At 39.7% G+C, this 20,303-nt stretch carries 16 protein-coding genes; 1 reads left to right on the top strand and 15 read right to left on the bottom strand.

Features of this window, described 5'->3' with window-relative positions:
- Nucleotides 1-18: 18 nt before the first annotated feature.
- The 11 genes from meaB to PLANO_RS07070 form a co-directional block, all read right to left on the bottom strand.
- Nucleotides 19-1,086 (bottom strand): methylmalonyl Co-A mutase-associated GTPase MeaB, encoded by a 1,068-nt coding sequence (meaB, locus tag PLANO_RS07120; RefSeq protein ID WP_038703769.1) that lies wholly within the window; start codon nt 1,084-1,086, stop codon nt 19-21.
- Nucleotides 1,086-3,233, bottom strand: coding sequence for a methylmalonyl-CoA mutase (gene scpA, locus PLANO_RS07115; protein WP_038703768.1), 2,148 nt, complete (start codon nt 3,231-3,233; stop codon nt 1,086-1,088). Before scpA ends, meaB begins: the two co-directional genes overlap by 1 nt.
- Nucleotides 3,233-4,927, bottom strand: a complete 1,695-nt coding sequence (locus PLANO_RS07110) for a methylmalonyl-CoA mutase family protein (protein WP_052124292.1) — start codon at nt 4,925-4,927, stop codon at nt 3,233-3,235. Before PLANO_RS07110 ends, scpA begins: the two co-directional genes overlap by 1 nt.
- A 97-nt stretch (nt 4,928-5,024) precedes the next feature.
- Entirely contained in the window at nt 5,025-6,332 is a 1,308-nt protein-coding gene (locus PLANO_RS07105; RefSeq protein ID WP_038703767.1) for a dihydrolipoamide acetyltransferase family protein, read from the bottom strand.
- 288 nt (nt 6,333-6,620) lie between these two features.
- Nucleotides 6,621-7,604: an alpha-ketoacid dehydrogenase subunit beta gene (locus PLANO_RS07100; protein WP_038703766.1), complete on the bottom strand. Its 984-nt coding sequence runs from the start codon at nt 7,602-7,604 to the stop codon at nt 6,621-6,623.
- Nucleotides 7,604-8,608 carry a thiamine pyrophosphate-dependent dehydrogenase E1 component subunit alpha gene (locus PLANO_RS07095; RefSeq protein ID WP_038703765.1) on the bottom strand — a complete coding sequence of 335 codons (1,005 nt, stop codon included), beginning with the start codon at nt 8,606-8,608 and terminating at the stop codon, nt 7,604-7,606. The genes PLANO_RS07100 and PLANO_RS07095 overlap by 1 nt, the downstream gene beginning before the upstream one ends.
- Before the next feature lie 13 nt (nt 8,609-8,621).
- Nucleotides 8,622-10,049, bottom strand: a complete 1,428-nt coding sequence (lpdA, locus tag PLANO_RS07090) for a dihydrolipoyl dehydrogenase (protein ID WP_038703763.1) — start codon at nt 10,047-10,049, stop codon at nt 8,622-8,624.
- A gap of 30 nt (nt 10,050-10,079) precedes the next feature.
- Complete coding sequence (buk, locus tag PLANO_RS07085; protein ID WP_038703762.1) at nt 10,080-11,162, bottom strand: butyrate kinase; 1,083 nt, start codon at nt 11,160-11,162, stop codon at nt 10,080-10,082.
- Between the two features lie 166 nt (nt 11,163-11,328).
- Nucleotides 11,329-12,423 carry a Leu/Phe/Val dehydrogenase gene (locus PLANO_RS07080; RefSeq protein WP_038703760.1) on the bottom strand — a complete coding sequence of 365 codons (1,095 nt, stop codon included), beginning with the start codon at nt 12,421-12,423 and terminating at the stop codon, nt 11,329-11,331.
- A 25-nt stretch (nt 12,424-12,448) separates the two neighbouring features.
- A complete protein-coding gene (gene yqiS, locus PLANO_RS07075; protein WP_038703759.1) occupies nt 12,449-13,357 on the bottom strand; it encodes a phosphate butyryltransferase in 909 nt (302 codons plus the stop codon).
- A 132-nt stretch (nt 13,358-13,489) separates the two neighbouring features.
- Entirely contained in the window at nt 13,490-15,535 is a 2,046-nt protein-coding gene (locus tag PLANO_RS07070) for a sigma-54 interaction domain-containing protein (protein ID WP_038703758.1), read from the bottom strand.
- Nucleotides 15,536-15,660: 125 nt separating this feature from the next.
- Here PLANO_RS07070 and PLANO_RS07065 point away from each other — a divergent pair, with 125 nt between their 5' ends.
- A complete protein-coding gene (locus PLANO_RS07065; protein WP_038705401.1) occupies nt 15,661-15,894 on the top strand; it encodes a DUF2627 domain-containing protein in 234 nt (77 codons plus the stop codon).
- A gap of 10 nt (nt 15,895-15,904) precedes the next feature.
- On the opposite strand, the gene PLANO_RS07060 is transcribed toward PLANO_RS07065, so the two are convergent.
- From PLANO_RS07060 to ahrC, 4 genes are all read right to left on the bottom strand, one after another.
- Complete coding sequence (locus PLANO_RS07060) at nt 15,905-16,639, bottom strand: glycerophosphodiester phosphodiesterase (protein ID WP_231554760.1); 735 nt, start codon at nt 16,637-16,639, stop codon at nt 15,905-15,907.
- A gap of 637 nt (nt 16,640-17,276) precedes the next feature.
- Nucleotides 17,277-18,047 carry a sporulation transcription factor Spo0A gene (gene spo0A / locus PLANO_RS07055; RefSeq protein WP_038703756.1) on the bottom strand — a complete coding sequence of 257 codons (771 nt, stop codon included), beginning with the start codon at nt 18,045-18,047 and terminating at the stop codon, nt 17,277-17,279.
- 57 nt (nt 18,048-18,104) lie between these two features.
- Nucleotides 18,105-19,802: a DNA repair protein RecN gene (gene recN, locus PLANO_RS07050; RefSeq protein WP_038703755.1), complete on the bottom strand. Its 1,698-nt coding sequence runs from the start codon at nt 19,800-19,802 to the stop codon at nt 18,105-18,107.
- A 17-nt stretch (nt 19,803-19,819) separates the two neighbouring features.
- Entirely contained in the window at nt 19,820-20,269 is a 450-nt protein-coding gene (ahrC, locus tag PLANO_RS07045) for a transcriptional regulator AhrC/ArgR (RefSeq protein WP_038703754.1), read from the bottom strand.
- Between the last annotated feature and the right edge of the window lie 34 nt (nt 20,270-20,303).

Below are 20,303 nucleotides of genomic sequence, written 5' to 3'. Positions count from 1 at the left end.
GTGGACTTGCAAAAAAGCCTACTCAAAAAGTCGCATAATCGCTTGAGATACTGTCAATTCATCATTTAGCACTTGCTTTTCCAGTATTTTAACCAGTTCTCTGCGGTTCGCATCATCAAAAAAGCGGCTATGCAATTCATCTGTGATCATCGAGCGGAACCAATCTTTTGTTTGTTCTTGGCGACGCTTTTTCCAGTGCCCACTGTCTTTCACAGCCGTCTCAAACTCTTGAATCATTTCCCAAACATTTGGTATGCCGGTACTTTCAATAGATGAAGCAGCAATTGGCTTAGTTGTCCAACTCGCTGTCGCAGGTTGCAGGAAATGAAGCATTTGTTTGTATTCCGCAACTGTTTTTTTCGCCAAACGGGCATTTTCACCGTCCGCTTTATGAACAATAATTGCATCTGCTAATTCTAATATCCCTTTTTTCATCCCTTGTAGTTCGTCTCCAGCTCCCGTTAAAACCAACAACAAGAACATATCAACCATGCCGCGCACTAAGGTTTCACTTTGACCGACACCCACTGTTTCCACCAAAATAATATCGTATCCTGCCGCTTCACATAGCAACATCGTTTCCCGCGTTTTTTTATGCACACCGCCAAGCGTACCAGCCGTTGGAGAAGGCCGGATAAAAGCTTTCGGATTACGGGCTAGCTGCTCCATACGTGTTTTATCACCTAGTATACTACCACCTGTAAGTGAAGAACTTGGATCGATCGCTAAAACCGCTACACGATGTCCGAGACTCGTCAACATTTCACCAAAGGTTTCGATAAAGGTGCTTTTTCCCGCTCCAGGAACACCAGTAATACCTAGGCGCAAACTATTTCCTGTATGAGGGAGCAATTGATTTAATAACTCTTGCCCATTCTTTTTATGTTCAGGATTTGAACTTTCTAGTAAAGTAATCGCTTTTCCAAGATATAAACGGGATCCACTCTTTACACCTTGCGCAATTTCTTGAATATCAAGTTTATCCGTTTTCGGTTTTTTAAATTTTTTCCGTGGCAAAGCCTTCATTCCGTCATGCGCTTCATGAACACCTTCCATGACACGCCTGGAGTTTTTTTCGCGGCTCATCAGTCTGCCACTTCCTCATATCCAAGTTGCACATAGATTTCTTCAATCACTTTTTGTGCAGCTACCGGAATAACTGTACCAGGACCAAAAATAGCACTCGCTCCATTATTACGTAAAAACTCATAATCTTGTGCTGGAATAACACCGCCAACAACGATTAAAATGTCTTCACGGCCAATTTTCGCGAGTTCAGCTTTCAAGTCTGGTACCAATGTCATGTGACCTGCTGCTAGTGAACTCACGCCTATGACGTGGACATCATTTTCTACTGCTTGTTGCGCTGTTTCTGAAGGAGTTTGGAACAATGGTCCGATATCAACATCAAAGCCTAAGTCAGAAAATGCAGTTGCAATAACTTTCGCTCCGCGGTCATGACCATCTTGACCCATTTTAGCGATCAAAATACGTGGACGGCGACCTTCGTTTTCTATAAAGTCTTCTGTCATTTCTTTAACGATTTCCATTTCCTGTTGGTTAGAAAAATTCGAACTATAAACACCACTCACTGAACGAATCACCGCCTTATGTCTTCCAGATGCTATTTCAATTGCATCAGAAATTTCACCAAGAGAAGCTCGCTGCCTAGCTGCCTCTATAGCACATGCTAAAATATTCTCTTCTCCAGTTTGTGCAGCTTGGGTTAATGCACTTAGTGCGGCTGCCACTTTTTCGCTATCGCGATTCTCTTTCATCCGATCTAATCGCTCAATTTGTGTTTTACGAACCATTGTATTATCTATATTTAAAATATCAATTGGGTCTTCTTGATCTAAACGGTAACGGTTTACACCAATAATTGTTTCTTCATTCGAATCGATTTGCGCTTGTTTTTTGGCTGCCGCTTCTTCGATACGCATTTTTGGTAAGCCTGTCTCAATTGCTTTCGCCATACCGCCAAGTTCCTCAACTTCTTCAATTAACTCCCATGCTTTTTCCACTAATTCTTTTGTTAGTGATTCAACATAATAAGAACCACCCCACGGGTCAATGACATTGGTCATCATGGTTTCTTCTTGAAGGAATAATTGAGTATTACGTGCAATTCGTGCAGAAAAGTCAGTCGGCAACGCAATGGCTTCATCAAGTGCATTAGTATGAAGCGATTGCGTATGACCCATGGCTGCTGCATTTGCTTCTATCAATGTACGCGTGACGTTATTAAACGGATCTTGCTCAGTTAAACTCCAACCCGATGTTTGTGAATGTGTCCGTAAAGCTAATGCTTTATCGTTTTTCGGATTGAACGTCTTCATCATTTTCGCCCAGATTTCACGTCCAGCACGCATCTTGGCAACTTCCATGAAATAGTTCATGCCAATGCCCCAGAAGAACGACAGACGTGGTGCAAAGTGATCAATATCGATGCCTGCCGCGAGACCCGTGCGTACATACTCTAGGCCATCTGCGAGCGTATATGCTAACTCAAGGTCTGCTGTTGCGCCTGCTTCTTGGATATGATAACCAGAAATTGAAATCGAGTTGAATTTCGGCATATGATTTGATGTGTATTTAAAAATATCTGCAATGATTTGCATCGACATCGCTGGTGGATAAATATATGTATTGCGTACCATATACTCTTTTAAAATATCGTTTTGGATAGTTCCTGCTAATTTATCCGGTGACACGCCTTGTTCTTCAGCTGCTACGATAAAGAATGCCATAATCGGTACTACCGCACCGTTCATTGTCATCGAAACAGACATTTGATCTAATGGAATGCCATCAAATAGAATTTTCATATCTTCAACACTATCGATCGCTACGCCAGCTTTCCCCACGTCACCAACTACTCGTTCATGATCCGAATCATACCCACGGTGTGTTGCTAAATCAAACGCTACAGATAATCCTTTTTGACCCATTGCTAAATTTCGACGGTAAAAAGCATTACTTTCTTCTGCCGTAGAAAATCCAGCATACTGACGAACTGTCCAAGGACGTGATACGTACATCGTTGGGTATGGCCCACGTAAATTAGGCGCAAAACCTGGCATACTTTCTTCCAGAAATTCACTATCATCTTTGGTATATGTTTGTTTAATATCGATGCCTTCGTTTGTAGTAAAAGCGCTTTGATGCTCTACTGTTTTGGCTGCAATCGCTAATTGATCGAGTGTGATTTTTGAAAAATCGGGTTTAGCCATTAGTGCGCCTCCTTTCCTAGGGCAAGAATTTTCGCAAGCTTAGATGTAATATGTTTACCTGAATAGATTGTATCGTTCACTCCATATTGTTTCCACTCAGCTAATTGCTCTTTTGGATATTTGCCAGCTAGATCAATGCTTGCTGTAGTATTCAAGTTAAGAACTAAACTCGCAATCTCTTCTTTTGACCCACAAAGCACCGCATAATCTAAACTTTCATTTTCTATATATTGATTGATTTGTTCAGCTGTCCGCAAATGTCCACTTACAGTTGCTTCAATTCCACCGACTGCTAAAAATCCAGAAACAAAATCGACTTGAGCTTTAATATTTCTTAGTGGTTCGACTAAAATAATTGCTGACTTTAAGTTTGTCATTTTGCTTTGAGCACGTAGTTTTTCGAAAGGTGTCGCCAATCGTTTGGCTGTCATATACTCTAAATGACTGTCACCCGTTTTTACATTTTTAACCGTTTCTTGAGGATTTGCATAAATATTGGTCCCTATTAAAGATTGTTTACGTGTCGCCACATTTTTTTCTCGTTCAACCCATTTTGCTTGAATGTCATCAGTCAGCCATCCGGATTTGATAACTTCTGAATAACCTCCAGCTTTTTCGATTTCCAAGAAATAATTCCATCCCGCTTCGACATACTGTTTCGTCAACGTTTCTATAAAGTAAGAGCCTGCTGAAGGGTCGATAACATGTGATACATGTGTTTCTTCTTTAATCACTAATTGTACATTGCGCGCGATACGGCGGCTCGATAAATCAGGCTCAGTTAAAAAGTCGTGCGGATGTACGGTATGTGCATCCGTACCACCAAGAACTGCGGCAAATGTTGAATTTCCTGCGCGTAATAAATTCACATAAGGATCAAGCTTCGAATAAGAACGAACCGAAGTCTCTGTAAATATAGGAACCGTTGGTGTTTCTTCTCCGTAAGCCGAACAAAAAGCTTGCCACAATACACGGAATGCGCGCAGTTTAGCAATTTCTTGGAAAAATTGAGTATCTACTGCAAAACGAATCCACGTATTTTTAGCACTTTCAGTAAAATCAGCATCTATCATTTGTTCTGACAACATACTAAGCGCAACACCTAATTCGTGTACCGCTGTTCCTCCAGCGTGGTGAATAGGAATCGTATCGACTAATTGAGTACGTACATTTTCCGGTGCCTTCACTGGCTCTTCGGAAAAAATCACACCTTGTAATCGTGAAAGTTTTTCTGGCGCTACAAAGTCAAAAACCCGTAGTATGTCCTGGTCTTCTCCCGATAATTTAAAGTAAAGAGGGTGGTTAACAATTAGCTCCGCCAATTCATTCAATTGTTCGTCTGTCCATTCAAATTTACGGTAACCTGTATAAACGATCGTTTCATTTCCACGTAGAAGATCGTCTTTCATTAAGATTAAATACTCTTCTGCTGTGTCAGCTGTTACTTCTTGAGACACGAGCCAGCTGGGTTGATGCTTGCCATATTGTATAGCTGCTACTTGAGTGGGTACGTAGCTTCCTAATTGATCGAGCATGTCTTTGGTATACAAAGGTTCAAGTGTGACGTCCTCAATTGTAGGCGTTTTCAACGTTTCTTCAAAAGACTTTCCTTTGATCGCTCCTTCAGCAGCTTGTTGCCATTCACTATATGTATGAGTTGGAAATTTTGTGTTTTTCATCGATTCGATTGTCAAACTATTCCCTCCTTAAAGGCTATCTACTTTCATTTTACCCGACTGAGCGCAGACATTAAAGCAAAAAAAGCTTAGAGTCCGAAGACTCTAGCTTTTCTTAATAAACAGATGTATTTTCTTTAGACATATTCTCTAAAATTTCTTTAACACGTGCCAAGAATTGTCCGCAAACCAGACCGTCTAAAACTCGGTGATCTAGTGATAAGCAAAGGTTAACCATATCCCGAGCAGCAATCATTCCGTTGTCCATAATCACAGGACGCTTGACGATCGACTCTACTTGCATAATGGCAGCTTGTGGATGATTGATAATTCCCATCGACTGAACAGAGCCAAATGACCCCGTGTTATTAACGGTAAATGTACCACCTTGCATATCAGCAGATTTCAATTTGCCAGAGCGTGCTTTGAGTGCTAATTCGTTTACTTCTTTCCCGATTCCTTTAACTGATTTTTCATCAGAATTTTTGATAACCGGTACAAATAAAGCACTATCAGAAGCTACAGCGATAGAAATATTGATATCTTTTTTCTGGATAATCTTATCTCCAGCCCACATAGAGTTCATCATCGGGAATTCTTTTAAAGCTTGAGAAACCGCTTTTACGAAGAAAGCAAAATACGTAATGTTAAAGCCTTCTTTTTTCTTGAATTCACCTTTAATCGAATCGCGGTACTGAACCAAGTTTGTTACGTCTACTTCAATCATCATCCATGCATGAGGTGCTTCATGCTTACTTTTCAGCATGTTTGCTGCAATAGCTTTACGTACACCAGAGACTGGAATTTCAATATCGCCAGGCGCGCTTTCTATAGGAGCTGAAGCAGCTTTTGGTGCAGCAGGAGCTGACTGTTGAGCTACTGGTTGTTCTTGTTGCGTTAGTGCCGCTTGAGCTGCCGGTGCATCTCCAGCTTTTGGAACGTTGCCACTGTCGATTAACTTCATTAAATCTTTACGTGTGATACGGCCTTCGTTTCCTGAGCCTTCCACTTGCGTTAAATCGATGTCGTTATCTTGAGCTAAACGCAAAACTGCTGGTGAGTAACGTCCTTTTGCACCTGTTGGTTTCACTGGTGTAGAAGAAGTTTTTGACTCTTCTTTTTTATCAGCTGGTTTTTCTTCATTTGCAGGTTTTGTTTCTTCGACAGCTGCAGCGCCTCCGCCTTCTGTCTCAATTGTACAAACAATTTCACCTACTGCTAAAGTTTCACCTTCTGAGGCAATCAATTCTTTAATGATTCCTGTGAAAGAAGATGGAACTTCCGCTGTAACTTTATCTGTATTAACTTCTGCTAATGGATCGTATTTATTGACGTGGTCGCCTGGCTGGACAAGCCATTTTTCAATTGTTCCTTCTGTAACACTTTCGCCCAACTGAGGCATTTTAATGTTTTCTATAGCCAAGGGATTTCCTCCTTTACTTAATCGTTCGCTTTAGTTTTTATTATTTCTAGCCTTCAGCTCCCAGATTCTAGGGTCATAAGCCACTCTGACTGTGCGGCAAAAAACGCCGCTTCGCCAGTGTGTCTTATGCCCGTCGAATCTACATGGGCGCTTACACTTTTCGTTTGTCTAGTTTCACCGGCCAACTCCTCGGGTCATAAGTCACTTTGGCTATGCGGCTAAAAAGACGCCGCTTCGCCAAAGCGCCTTATGCCTGTCGGAGCTGTGCGGCCGGTTCAACTTTTCGTTTTAAAACTCTGCTAGTTCTCTCATTGCTTTTTCTACTTTGTCTGGGTTGATCATGAAGAATTTCTCCATCGTTGGTGCATATGCCATTGCTGGAATATCTGGTCCTGCCAGACGTTTAATTGGGGCATCTAAATCGAATAAGCAGTTTTCAGCGATAATCGCTGCTACTTCTCCGATAATGCTTCCTTCTTTATTATCTTCTGTAACTAAAAGAACTTTACCTGTTTTCTTCGCAGCTTCAATAATGCCTTCTTTATCCAATGGATAAATTGTGCGCAAATCTAGAATATGTGCAGAAATTCCATCTTCTGCTAAACGTTCTGCTGCTTGAAGTGCAAAGTGAACTGCTAAACCGTAAGTGATAACAGTAATGTCATCACCTTCGCGTTTAACATCTGCTTTACCAATTTCAATTGTGTAATCTTCTTCTGGCACCTCACCTTTAATCAAGCGATATGCGCGTTTATGTTCAAAGAACATGACAGGATCATCATCGCGAATTGCCGCTTTCAAAAGACCTTTTGCATCGTACGGAGTAGACGGAATCACGATTTTCAATCCAGGTTGGTTCGCAAAAATCGCTTCTACCGACTGAGAATGATAAAGTGCTCCGTGAACTCCGCCGCCAAATGGTGCGCGGAAAACGATTGGACAGCTCCAATCATTATTTGAACGGTAACGAATACGTGAAGCCTCTGAAATAATTTGGTTAACTGCAGGCATAATAAAATCCGCAAATTGCATTTCTGCAATTGGACGTAAACCGTACATTGCTGCGCCAATTCCAACACCGGCGATTGCTGATTCCGCAAGCGGTGTATCTAATACGCGGTCTTCTCCGAATTGATCGTACAGACCTTGAGTTGCTTTAAAAACTCCACCCTTTTTACCAACGTCTTCTCCGAGAACAAAGACGTTTTCGTCACGTTCCATTTCTTCTTTCATGGCAAGCGTGATGGCATCGATATAAGACATAATAGCCATTATTCGTCTCCTCCTTCTTCGGCATAGACATATTTCATCGCATGCTCCGGCTCTGCATATGGTGCTTCTTCTGCATAGTCAGTTGCTTCGTTAACAATTACCATAATGCGATCATTAATCTCTTTTTCCAATTCATCATTCATAATGCCGCTCTCTTTTAAATAAGCACCAAATGTCAAAATTGGATCTGTTGATTTTTGTGCTGCCAATTCATCTGCCGAACGGTATTGACGGTGGTCATCATCAGAAGAGTGAGCTGTCATACGTTCAGAAACGGTTTCGATTAAACTTGGACCTTCGCCACGACGCGCACGATCAGCTGCTTCTTTAACGTGCTTGTATACCTCAATTGGATCGTTACCATCGATTGTTACACCTGGCATACCATAACCGATTGCACGGTCAGAAACGTTTTTACAAGCTAGTTGACGTTCAACCGGTACCGAAATTGCGTATTTATTGTTTTCAACCATAATAATAACTGGTAATTTATGTACACCAGCAAAGTTCATACCTTCATGAAAGTCACCTTGGTTAGAAGAACCTTCACCTAGTGTTGTAAATGTGATGAAATCTTTTTTCTTCATTTTCCCTGCTAATGCAACGCCAACTGCGTGGGGCAATTGAGTTGTCACAGGTGAAGATCCTGTAATAATGCGGTTACTTTTCTGACCAAAATGACCAGGCATTTGACGTCCACCTGAGTTCGGGTCTTCTGCTTTAGCAAAAGCCGATAACATCAATTCTTTTGGCGTCATGCCAAAATGAAGAACTACACCGATATCTCGGTAGTAAGGGGCGATATAATCTTTCGAGTTATCAAGTGCGTAAGCCGCGCCAACTTGTGCCGCTTCTTGGCCTTGACAAGAAATTACGAAAGGAATTTTACCTGCACGGTTTAATAACCACATGCGTTCATCAACGCGACGTGCCATTAGCATCGTTTCATACATTTTTAAAACATCTTCATTTGTTAAACCAACTTCTTCGTGTTTCGTAGCCATTATATTTCCTCCTTTAACTGTGGATTGCTTTTCCGTCAACTGCCAATGCCGCTTCGCCCATTACTTCTGAAAGTGTTGGGTGCGGATGAATTGTTTCAGCGATTTCCCATGGTGTTGCATCTAGTACCATCGCAAGGCCAGCTTCTGAAATCATATCTGTTACGTGTGGACCAATCATATGCACGCCAAGTATATCGTTTGTTTCTTTATCTGCGATGATTTTAACGAAACCGTCTGATTCACCATAAACTAATGCTTTACCGATCGCTTTAAAAGAAAATTTACCAACTTTAACATCGTGTCCTTTTTCTTTTGCCTGCTCTTCTGTAATCCCAACACTCGCTGCTTCTGGATTCGAATAAATACAGCGTGATACTAAATCATAATCGATAGCATGTGGATTATTGCCTTTAATATGTTCGATAGCCGTGATGCCTTCGTGTGAAGCAACATGTGCTAATTGAAGACCACCAATCACATCGCCAATTGCGTAAATATGAGATTCTTTTGTCTGGAAAGATTTTTTCACTTGAATAAAGCCTTTCTCAACAATAATGTCTGTGTTTTCAATACCAATATTTTCAACATTTGCTTGACGTCCAACAGAAACTAGCATTTTCTCGGCAGAAAAACTCTCGTTTTTGCCATTGATTTCTGCTTGAATTGTCACGCCGTTTTCGCCTGTTTCTAATGTATCTGCCATAACTTTAGCACTTGTCGCAAATTTAATGCCTTTTTTCTTTAAAAGTTTCAACATTTCTTTAGAAATGTCTTTGTCTTCAGTCGGAATAATGCGGTCTGCATATTCAATTACAGTAACGTCAACTCCGAAATCGTTAAGCATTGATGCCCATTCGATACCGATAACTCCTCCACCAACAATCAAGATAGATTGTGGCAAAGTTTCCATTTTCAAGGCTTCATCAGAAGTCATGACAAATTCGCCGTCAATAGTTAAGCCTGGCAATGTGCGCGGGCGCGATCCTGTAGCAATAATTACGTTACTTGGAATCAACATTTCGTTTTCTTCGCCATTCTTCATTTCTACTGAAATGGTTCCAGCGTTAGGAGAGAAAATGGATGGTCCAAGAATTCTTCCAATACCTTCGTACACATCAATTTTGCCTTTTTTCATCAACCCTTGCACACCTGCATGCAATTGATCGACAATTCCTTGTTTGCGCTGTTGGACACGTGAAAAATCTAATGTGACGTCACCAGTTTGAACACCAAAATCAGCTGCGTGATTTTTTGTTGTTGAGTATACTTCAGCGCTACGAAGCAATGCTTTACTTGGAATACAGCCTCTGTGTAAGCACGTACCACCAAGCTCATTTTTTTCCACTATTGCCGTTTTCAAACCAAGTTGTGCTGAGCGAATCGCTGCCACATAACCGCCTGTTCCGCCACCTAAAATAACAACATCATAATTTTGAGCCATAGATTTTTCCTCCTTTATACAATTCAAAGCTTAAAACGAATAAGTTTTTACTCGTTCTTCACCGTTTAACACTCTAGTTGCACCTTCTGCTAATGCTTGAAGTTCATTTTCTCCTGGCCGAATTTCAATGTCAGCAATCCAGTTAACCCGCTCCGATATTGCTTCTACAAAGCTACTTCCATGAGCCAAACCGCCTGTCAAAATAATGGCATCTACTTGACCTTTCAAAACAGCACTAGCAGCTCCAATTTCTTTAGCGATTTGATAAGCCATTGCATAATATATTAATTTCGCTTTTGTGTCTCCTGCTAAAATCTGTTTTTCCACTTTTACGACATCTTTTGTTTCAAGATATGCAACTAGCCCACTATTCCTAACTAGTTTTCTCAAAATTTCCTGACGGTTATATTGACCGGAAAAACATAATTCAACTAAATCGCCCGCAGGTACAGTACCAGCTCGCTCAAGACTAAATGGACCATCACCATGTAAACCATTGTTAACATCGATAACGCGTCCTTTTTGGTGTACACCAACAGTGACACCAGTCCCCATATGAGCAACAATTAAGTTTACTTCTTCATATGATCGGCCGATTTTTTTGGCGTAATGACGTGCTACTGCTTTTTGATTGAGTGCATGGAAAATAGATTTTCGTTCAATAGATGTAAACCCTGATATACGTGCTGTGGAACTTAATTCATCCACTACAACTGGGTCTACAATAAAAGCAGGGATATTCAAAGCGTCTGCAATATCATGCGCAATAATGCCCCCTAAGTTAGAAGCATGCTGTCCAGAATAGCCTGTTCGTAAATCTTCAATCATGTCAGCATTAACTTCGTAAGTTCCACCTTCAATCGGGCGTAATAAGCCCCCTCTACCGCAAACTGCAGCCAAATTAGAAATGTTCATTCCTTCTTTGTCTAAAGATTCTAAAATGGTGTTTTTTCTAAATAAATGCTGATCCGCGATACTCGAAAATGCACTTAATTCATTCGAAGCATGTAGTATGGTTTTTTCCATAATCAATATATCGTTATCAAAAACGCCAATTTTAGTCGAAGTGGAGGCCGGATTAATGACTAGGATACGATTAGATTGTCTTTGCACATCGTTTCCTCCATTTCGCTTCATTAATTGAGGTTGTAATAAAACCCTGCATACCGACTAGACAAAACAAGAAGCCAGGCGTACTTTGCCTGACTTCTTGCGGAGGCCACGCCGAGTACGGCTTAAGCGGCACAGAAAAGGGTTCCGTACGCGCGAATTGGTCTTTTTATCTTCTGCTTAAAATATTATGTTCATTTCTCAAAAATTGAGATCTTGATTTGCGTACGCGTTCGATGCGCTCTTCAGCCATACGATCTGCTGCGATGTAGCTTGGGATATTATCGCGCTTAGCGATAGCAAAGATTTTTGTAATGCTGTCATAAATTGTTTCAACGCGTTTCATCGCACGTTCGTTATTGTATCCGTATAATTCATCAGCTACGTTGATAACACCGCCTGAGTTAATAACAAAGTCAGGTGCATAAACAATTCCACGAGCTTCTAATTCATCACCATGACGCTGTTCTTTTAATTGGTTGTTAGCAGATCCTGCAACAACTTTAACTTTCAGTTGAGGAATTGTGTCGTCATTAATGATAGCGCCCATTGCACATGGTGCGAAAATATCAGCTTCTTGTGAATAAATATCATTTGGTGCTACAGCAGTTGCGCCAAATGCTTTTACTGCACGGTTTACAGCTTCTTCATTAATATCTGTAACGATTAGTTTTGCGCCTTCTTTATGAAGATATTCGCAAAGCGGGTAAGCAACGTTCCCAACGCCTTGTACTGCTACAGTTTTGCCTACTAATGAATCATCGCCAAATGCTTCTAAAGCAGCGGCTTTCATACCAATATAAGCGCCATAAGCAGTTACTGGTGATGGATTACCTGAAGAGCCAAATGCTGGTGAGATACCTGTAACGTAATCCGTTTCTTCGTGGATAAGGTCCATATCAGCAACTGTTGTTCCAACATCTTCAGCAGTTATGTAACGACCGTTTAATCCTTGGATAAAACGACCAAACGCACGGAACATTTCTTCGTTTTTATCTTTTAGTGGATCTCCGATAATAACTGTTTTACCGCCACCTAAGTTAAGACCAGCTGCAGCATTTTTATAAGTCATTCCGCGGCCTAAACGAATTGCATCTTCAATTGCTTCTTCTTCTGTTGCATAATTCCACATACGCGTCCCGCCAAGTGCTGGCCCTAAGGTAGTGTCATGGATACAAATAATCGCTTTTAGTCCTGAACTTTTATCTTGGCAAAATACTAATTGTTCGTAGTCATGTTCTTCCATTTTTTTGAAAATTTCCATTGTTAATTCCCCCTAATGATAGTTCCTAATTTAGTGATGAATAAATGGCCAAAGCCAGTGAATATAATTTACTTTCTGCACTGTCAGCTCGAGACGACAAGACGATTGGCGCTTTCGCACCTGTCACAATACTGCCTACTTTGGCATTTGCAAAAAAGACCAATGATTTGTACAAAATATTACCTGATTCAATAGATGGAACGAGCAGGATGTCGGCTTTACCGGCATTATCTCCTGTTATTCGTTTGTTTTTGGCTGCCGCAATGGAAATTGCATTGTCGAGAGCATATGGCCCATCAACTATACAATTTTTGATTTGTCCTCGTTGATTCATTGTGGTCAGTGCTGCAGCGTCAAGCGTTGCTTGCATGTTTGGATTAATCACTTCTACACCTGCTAAAGGTGCGACAATCGGTTTATCAATGCCGATTGAACGTGCAATTTTAACAGCATTTTCGATAATTTGAACTTTTTGAGACAAGTTAGGATTAATATTCATCCCAGCGTCTGTGACGAAAATAAGTCGATCAAACCCAGTTACTTCGAATGCTGCTACCTGCGACATAATCATACCTGTCCGCAATCCGTAATCTTTATTTAATACGGCTTTTAGTAGCACAGCGGTTGCGAGTTGCCCTTTCATCAAGATATCTGATTCTTTATTGAATACGGATTTCACGGCTGCTACAGCAGCAGATTCTTGACTGCTAGCGTGACAGAGCTCAATATCTGGATGATCTAACATTTCCGGAAAATGTTTTCGCAGCATTTCGATCATTGCAGAACCATCGTCATACAACCGAAAATACGCCATTTTCCGTTCAACAGCCATGCTAATTGCTTCAAGTACAAACAAATCAGCTGCAGCTGCAACTGCGACAGTATGTTTTGTTTCGCTCGGAATATTTTCAATTAACTGTTTTAATGTGGCCATTGTTGCTCACCTCATTCTTCTTAATTAAAACAGAACGAAACGCCATATATAAGGGATGAAAGCGTTTTATTTTCATTTTAGACTATGAAATATTGCAATTTATTGCAAAACCATGCAACTTATTGCAAAACATCACATTAATCCGTATTTTTCTAATTTATAATATAAAGTTCTTAATGAAATTTCTAATTGCTTTGCTGTTTTCGATTTATTGCCTCCCGCTTGTTTGAGTGCATGATGCAGTATCCCGCGCTCTACCGTATCCAATTGCTCTTGCAAAGGCATCGAAGATTGGATGAGCACTTCATTTTTCGCTTCAGGAACTCTCAGCATATTCAGTGGAATATGCTCTTCTGTTAAGACTCGATCATTCATTTGCATAAAGATCATCGAACGACTCAGAACATTTTCAAGCTCTCTAACATTTCCTGGCCAGTCGTAAACACGTAAATATTGTAGCGCTTTGTCCGATATCGATTCGACACTGCGACCATATTCTTGATTTAGCTTTAACAACAAGCGCTCTGTGATCCTCGGAATATCTTGTTTCCGATTACGCAAAGGAGGAATTAAAATCGGCATCCGATTTAAACGATAATATAGATCTTCACGGAACTTACCCTCGAGCAACGCTTTTTCCATATTAGCATTTGTTGACGCGATAACTCGCACGTTAACAGGAATCGGTTTACTGCCACCGATACGTAATGTTTCATGTTCTTGCAATACACGCAATAATTTACTTTGAAGCATGGGTGACAATTCACCAATCTCATCTAGAAAAATACTGCCATTATTTGCTTCTTCAAATAAACCACGTTTTTCACCGATTCTACTACCTAGAATTGTTCCTTCCTCATAGCCAAAAAGTTCATGATCCAACAACTCTTCAGAAAGCGCAGCGCAGTTGACTCGCACAAACTTATTGTATTTCCGTTCACTTGCGCTATGAATGGCATGGGCAAATAATTCTTTTCCCGTTCCTGATTCACCGCGTAGTAAAACGGTTACCAAAGTTTGCGCTGCCAGTTTTGCTTGTTGCAATGACAATTGCATTTCTGACGATAAACCGATAATGTCATCAAACGTATATTTGGATTCTAATGTCCGAATAATGCTTCGCGCTCGGTCTAACTCTTTCATTAACGTTCTAATTTCTGTTGTATCATGAATTACCCCGACGCTCCCTTTTAACTTGTTGTCGACAATAATCGGTGCCACATTTACAATAACTTCACGGTTTGCGGGTCCGACTTTTAAGTTGACGCCTCGAACCGGTTTTCGAGTTTGCAATGCTTTCAAGTGCATACTTTCCCCTTCAGAAATATCAGCTGAAGCGGGATGGCCAATTACATCTTTCATTTGCAATCCTGTAATTCGGGTATAAGCCGGATTGACCAGTAATCCATTCCCTTTTTCATCTACTACCGAAATGGCATCATCACTCGATTGTATAATGGCTTCTAGCATCGTTTGAACTTCTTTTAAGTCGGTGATTTCTTCTGCTAACGCCACTACTTCTGTAATATCTTTGAACACTGCAAATGCTCCAATAATTACTCCACCATCGCCAATCATTGGAAAACGTGAAGTCACAATTCTTAATCCATTTCTTAGCTGCAGTTCTTTATTTAACTCTATACGTCCTGTTTCGTAAGTTCTTGGCAGCTCACTTAATGAAATAAATTCATGGATATGCTTACCAATTGTTTCTTCTACTGCAACTTCAAGCATTCTAGCTGCACTTTTATTGATAAACGTAATATGACTTGTTTTATCAATGCCAATCATACCTTCTTCAATTGAGTTAAAGATTATTTTTTCTCGATGACTTTCCTCGCTAAGTCGACTAATGAAATGTTCTTTTTCTTCTAAAAGTCTAACCAATACATTGGCAAGGCTACCAGGAATAATCACGGTTTTATCCAGAAAGTATTCTTTAAGCTCTTCGTAGAGAAATGCACTTCCTGTAACATTAAATACAATATCAATATCTTTTTCGTCAAATTCTTTGTAGTTGGTTGCGACAGAAATACCATTAGATTTTGCAGAGACTATCGCAGGTGCTTCAAGTGTTAAATCAACTACACCACGCACATGTAAATAATCTGATTCCAAGAGTGTATTTAAAATGGCGGACCCGCCAACTCCACCCCCGACAATTAATACGTTTTGCATATTATTTCATCCTCTTTCCTGCGGTTATGCAACTAATTGCATCATTGTTTTAAGCGTAACTCAGGAAGGTTTTCTTGACAACTTTAACCGAATTGGAAACAATAGTAGATGAAGGATGTGTAAATATGGGTCGTCTAGTGGCATTTATCATTTTGTTGATTCCTGGAATCATGGCGGCGTATGGCATTAAGTTGATGCGTGACACTTTATTCAATAAATTGTTAGAGCCTTATCCGGCTCTCTGGCTTCAGTTTACGCTTGGTACTATTTTTGTCGTTCTTGGCATTGGATTTTTTGCAGGCTTTCTATTGAATCGAGATCGCAAAAAAGGTACAGTATCAAAAAGATTCCAGAAATAAAAAAATGGCATCACCCAGCAAAGGGTGGTGCCATTTTTCTTTTAACGCGGTCTGGATAATCGGTAATAATGCCAACCATTAAAGGCTCTAATCGCTGTGTAAGCGATTCTGAACCGAGTATGCCATATATGCGTACTTGTTTATCAAGATTAAATAGTTCATGCCATAAAGCTTTACTTAGCAATCGCTTATGAAGATGAATACTATCCACCCAGTCCATGCCTTTAGAATAAGCAAGCTGCTTATTCTTTTTGATAATCCATGCCATTTCAGTAGAAGGCATCAAGTTCTTCATTTCCTTCAACAACTGCGGATCGAAAGATGATATATGAACATCGTTCATCCCTTCTAACATCGCAGCAAGAATTTGAGGACCTTTTGGATTTTTTGCAAATGAACCTTTTAACTCAACATTTAATGGAATTTCTTTTTTCTTTGCCCACTGAAATACTTCATAAGCTAAAGGGATTTGATGATGTTGGATTCTGCGCATCCACCTTTTGCCTACGCGTAAGTCTTTTATATCTTCGTAATCAAGTGTGTCTATGTCTGCGTTAATCCCAGTCAAACGTTTTAAATTCTCATCATGATAAACAACCACTACACCGTCTTTTGTAATTTGTACATCTAATTCAATACCTACACCTAATTCGCAAGCTTTTATAAAAGCTTCCCAAGTGTTTTCCAGTGCATATCCTGAAGCGCCTCGGTGTGCATACACTTTGACTTCAGACAATAAAATCATCCTCTTTCATTTCTGAAATATACTGAACCAGTAAACCATCATGTTACTGACTCTCTCTTTCCAGTTCCATTAACAGGGTATCACTTTTAACCCAAAACTAAAAGTAAAGCAGGTTCATTGCTAGCGCTTGTTTTTGTTGTAAATTTCGTGGTTCACCTTATGTAAGTTGTTACATTGTAAGATATGAACAACATTGGGCCAAAAAAAATCCAATGCAGCTTTAGCCCATTGGAATTGTGACCTATTTATATTTTTTTGTCTACATGGACGTCATTGTGAAAAGTGCAATAAGAAGGCTGACACAATAAACACCATAAAAATATAGACGGTCTACGACAGTTCCTTCATCATTACCTAAAAAGTAGTCATCAATTTGCCTAATTAATTGCAATTGCGATCGCCTCTTTTCATTTCACTTAATTTGCTGTTCTTCACAAAATTGTGTTCCTAGATTTCCTTCGGTGGTAACCGCGTCTTAACCTTTTCCTTTTTTCCGCTTTATTTAAACCTTCAATTCAATTTAAAATATCATTAAATTTCTGAAAAGTAAAATAATTTTATCGATTAATTATTAAATAAAAAAATCCCGATCCTTCTCTTCAGCACATATGCGTCAAAGAAAGATCAAGATTATATTTTAATGTAATTTTTCTCTTTTTTCTATTTGTAAACTATCTGCTACCATTGCGATAAACTCTGAATTGGTTGGTTTGGATTCTAAATGCGCTACACTGTAGCCAAAGATTTCTGATATATGATCAACTGTTTCATGGCGGTTCCATGCCTGCTCAATAGCATGTCGAATTGATCGTTCAACTCTGGACGATGTAGTATCAAACTTAGTAGCAATCCCAGGATAAAGCTCTTTCGTTACTTTGTTTAAATATTCCGGTTGCTCTAACACCAGTGAGACGGCTTCTTTTAAATAACTATAGCCTTTTAAATGAGGTGGAATACCGATATCTTTAACCATTTTGTTAATAATGTCTTCTCTAGTGGGTTTAAGTTCAATTTCGTCCGGCATTTTGCTCTGCTTGTTCATAATATGATTAATCTGCACTACTAACCGATCACTCTCGAACGGTTTCATAATAAAATAAGATGCGCCATTATCGGCAGCCTGACTCATAATTGATTCTTGCCCGAATGCAGAGAGCATAATAACGGCAATTCCATGCAAATCATCATTTTCCTTAATAGCATCCAAAACGGCGATGCCATCTAAATAAGGCATGATGATATCTAGCAGTAAAATATCAATAGCTTCACTTTCTAACATTTCAATGCAGGTTTTGCCGTTATAGGCAACATTCACAACTTCCATATTGGGTTGTGAATTTAAATAATCTTTCATCAGTCCGACCAATTCGCGATTATCATCTGCAATTGCGATTTTTATTTTTTCCATTGGACTCTCTCTCCTTGGTGACTGACTCTAGTAGGATTTTGTATAAGTCTACTTCTATTATTTCATTAATAATTTACGATCAGCCGCTAATGTTAACAACTCTTTAGCGTGCTGTAAAGTTAAGTCGGTGATTTCAGCTCCTGACAGCATTCGACTCATTTCTTCTGTACGCTCAGTTCCGTCAAGCTCTGTTACTGCAGTAGTAGTTCGTTGTTTGTCGACTTTCTTCTCAATAAACAAATGCTGATCGGCCATGGCCGCAACTTGAGGCAAATGAGAAATACATAAAACTTGAGAATCAACTGAAATAGCTGCAATTTTTTCTGCAATGGCTTGTGCCACACGTCCACTTACCCCTGTATCCACTTCATCAAAAATAATCGACGTAATTCCTTGATGCTTAGAGAAAATGGTTTTCAATGCCAACATCATTCGTGACAACTCTCCACCTGATGCTACTTTAGTTAAAGGCTTTAATGGTTCACCAAGATTCGTTGAGATATAGAACGTGATTGCATCATGGCCATTACGATCAAATCTAGCATTGGGTAAAACAGCAAAATTAACTTCAAATGATGCCTTAGCCATATGCAACTCTTTTAATTGTTCCATAATAGCTTTACCTAAACTTTTTGCAGCTTTTTTTCGTAAAATCGTTAATTCGTCCGCTTCAACACGCAAGTCTTCAGTCATTTCTTTTAGCTTTTCTTGATCCAGTTGGAAACGTTGATCACGGTTAACTAATTTATCCAGTTCATCAGTCTGTTTTTCATGGTAAAGCAAGATGTCCTCAACTGAAGAACCATACTTTCTTTTTAACGATTGAATGACGGCCAAGCGCTGTTCAATTTCATTTAATCGACCAGGATCAAATTCCATATCATCAAGTATACGTTTTATCTCAGTACCGGTGTCTTGAATCAAATAAAAAGCGCCCGATAAAGTTTCTGATGCTCCTGTAAATGTTTCGTCTACTGCCGCGGCATGCTCGATTTCTGACATGGCAGAACCGATCCAGTCTAAACCTTTACTTTCGCCTTGAATCGCTTCGTGTGCCGCTGAAATTGATTCGTAAATTTTATTGAAATTCTGTAATTTTTTTCGTTCTTGCACCAGTTCTTCTTCTTCTCCGTTAACCAATTCTGCTGCTTCAATTTCTTGCAGTTGGAATGTCAGTAAGTCAATTCGCTGTGCAATTTGTTGTTCGTTTTCAGTATAGGATGAAAACTCGCGTTTTAACTTCATGTATTTATCAAATGTATGACTATAACTTTCTTTGGACTTTGCTAAACTTTTGCCCGCAAATTGGTCCAATAAGTACAAATGTTGTTTTTCGTCCATCAATTCCTGCGTTTCGTGCTGGCCGTGGATATCAATCAACGATGCACCCACTTCGCGTAAAATTGATATTGTAACAAGTTTACCATTTATACGGCAAACATTTTTACCTTTATCGTTTAATTCTCTACGCAACAAAATGTCGCCATCACTTTTTGTGATGCCGAACTCTTCTAATTTGCGGAACACTGGATGCTGTTCGTCTTCCAAAGAAAATAATCCTTCTATTTCAGCCTTTTTTGCACCATGTCGGATAAACTCTTGGCTTCCTCTTCCACCAGCTAAAAGATGGACAGCATCAATGATAATTGATTTACCTGCGCCAGTTTCTCCTGTTAAGACCGTTAATCCTTCAGAAAAACTAACGGTTAAAGAATCAATTATGGCAAAATTGCGTATATCTAATTCACGAAGCATATACCGTTCACCTCTTCTTAAAGCATTTCGATTAAACGTTGTCTTAAAATTTCACGATGCTCGGTATCTCTGCAAATGATTAAACATGTATCATCCCCACAAATTGTTCCGAGAATTTCTTCCCAATCCAAATGGTCGATTAAAGAGCCTATTGCATGTGCATTACCAGGTAATGTTTTCATTACTAAAAAATGACTAGCTCCGTCAATGCTTACAAAAGCATCTGTTAACGCTCTATGCAATTTTTGCATTGGATTAAAACGTTGATCCGCTGGCAAACTGTATTTATATCGGCCATCTTGTAATGGCACTTTCACTAAATGCAATTCTTTTATATCTCGTGAAACAGTAGCTTGTGTTACTTCATAGCCAGCTGATTTCAGTAGTTCTACAAGTTCATCTTGAGTTTCAATTTCACGATTCGAAATTAAATCACGTATTTTAATATGACGCTGTCCTTTGTTCATGGTGCTCCCCCTTGAGTGAATAATTATTCTATAT

It is taken from the genome of Planococcus sp. PAMC 21323 (assembly GCF_000785555.1).
Classification (GTDB): Bacteria; Bacillota; Bacilli; order Bacillales_A; family Planococcaceae; genus Planococcus.
Note: the sequence above shows the minus strand (reverse complement) of the source record. Positions and strands in the feature narration are given on the sequence as shown.

Coding starts and splice junctions, on each gene's coding strand:
- meaB (WP_038703769.1), bottom strand. CDS start 1,086: ATGAGCCGCGAAAAAAACTCCAGGCGTGTCATGGAAGGTGTTCATGAA.
- scpA (WP_038703768.1), bottom strand. CDS start 3,233: ATGGCTAAACCCGATTTTTCAAAAATCACACTCGATCAATTAGCGATT.
- PLANO_RS07100 (WP_038703766.1), bottom strand. CDS start 7,604: ATGGCTATTATGTCTTATATCGATGCCATCACGCTTGCCATGAAAGAA.
- PLANO_RS07095 (WP_038703765.1), bottom strand. CDS start 8,608: ATGGCTACGAAACACGAAGAAGTTGGTTTAACAAATGAAGATGTTTTA.
- lpdA (WP_038703763.1), bottom strand. CDS start 10,049: ATGGCTCAAAATTATGATGTTGTTATTTTAGGTGGCGGAACAGGCGGT.
- PLANO_RS07080 (WP_038703760.1), bottom strand. CDS start 12,423: ATGGAAATTTTCAAAAAAATGGAAGAACATGACTACGAACAATTAGTA.
- yqiS (WP_038703759.1), bottom strand. CDS start 13,357: ATGGCCACATTAAAACAGTTAATTGAAAATATTCCGAGCGAAACAAAA.
- PLANO_RS07070 (WP_038703758.1), bottom strand. CDS start 15,535: ATGCAAAACGTATTAATTGTCGGGGGTGGAGTTGGCGGGTCCGCCATT.
- PLANO_RS07065 (WP_038705401.1), top strand. CDS start 15,661: ATGGGTCGTCTAGTGGCATTTATCATTTTGTTGATTCCTGGAATCATG.
- PLANO_RS07060 (WP_231554760.1), bottom strand. CDS start 16,639: ATGATTTTATTGTCTGAAGTCAAAGTGTATGCACACCGAGGCGCTTCA.
- spo0A (WP_038703756.1), bottom strand. CDS start 18,047: ATGGAAAAAATAAAAATCGCAATTGCAGATGATAATCGCGAATTGGTC.
- recN (WP_038703755.1), bottom strand. CDS start 19,802: ATGCTTCGTGAATTAGATATACGCAATTTTGCCATAATTGATTCTTTA.
- ahrC (WP_038703754.1), bottom strand. CDS start 20,269: ATGAACAAAGGACAGCGTCATATTAAAATACGTGATTTAATTTCGAAT.